Annotated in this window: 1 protein-coding gene; it reads left to right on the plus strand. The window is 65.9% G+C overall.

From position 1 onward, the window contains the following. Nucleotides 1-203: 203 nt before the first annotated feature. Nucleotides 204-482 carry a hypothetical protein gene (locus tag K1J50_RS18795; RefSeq protein WP_220119275.1) on the plus strand — a complete coding sequence of 93 codons (279 nt, stop codon included), beginning with the start codon at nt 204-206 and terminating at the stop codon, nt 480-482. Nucleotides 483-891: the final 409 nt, after the last annotated feature.

An 891-nucleotide genomic window follows, 5' to 3' on the forward strand; every position in this document is an offset into this window, starting at 1 on the left:
CACCGCCGTCTCGTCCGCGACTTCGAGCAGCGCACCGATGTCGCCGAAACCCTCATCGTCATCGCCGCCACCGCCACCATGCTCCGCCGCATCACCTAGCAGCCAGCACTTCTCAAACACGCTCTAACAGGCCCTAGCGTGACATCTCGCGCCAATTGAAGCGAAGAGTCCTCGTCCGTGAGCCAAAGCGGCTGATCGGTGACGTGGAGGATGCCGTCTTTCCCGCCCCACCCATCGCGCAGCATCGCCTTGACCAGATAGGGTTTCCGAGGCGCTTCGAGGCGTGCCCCAGGCTCGCGCGCGATGCACTGCGTGCGCAGGCGCATGAGAGCTTGTTCACGGCTGGCAGCGCCCCGGCGCACGACGGCCTCGGTGCGCCTGACGCGTCCGTCGTTATCTGGGAAGTCGTGCCGAAAGCCGATCGCTTCCAGATCGCGAGCACGGCAGAACTCCCGCAGGCGCAGCTCTTCGCCCGTCCGTGAGCGGAGATACGCTGTTTCCCCCTCAATGTCGGCATCACGGTGATCATCGAGAACCGTGCTGTACTCGCTCCCGCGGAGCCAGGAGATGATCTGCGCAACGAAAGCTGCCCGATCCAGAGGCTGTGCGACCGGAAACTCGGTGGCGAATGTGACCATACCGGAAAATTTCGGAATCCAGAGAAGTGGTCAAGGCGTCTGTGCTGTTGTCCCCGAACGGTCAGGCCCGTCATGGATCACCCCAGCACCGTCTCGTAGGCCGCGCCGCCGCGGCGGATGGCGTCGAGCGTCATGGCCGAGGCCTGGCGGGCGATCTGCCCGGCCAGCAGCCGCAGCCGCGCCTCGACGCCGGCGTCCGCGCCGCGCGCGTCGATGGCGATGGAGGTGTTGATGACGGGCGCCGCAGGAGACA

The organism is Caldovatus aquaticus, assembly GCF_019458025.1.
Classification (GTDB): domain Bacteria; phylum Pseudomonadota; class Alphaproteobacteria; order Acetobacterales; family Acetobacteraceae; genus Caldovatus; species Caldovatus aquaticus.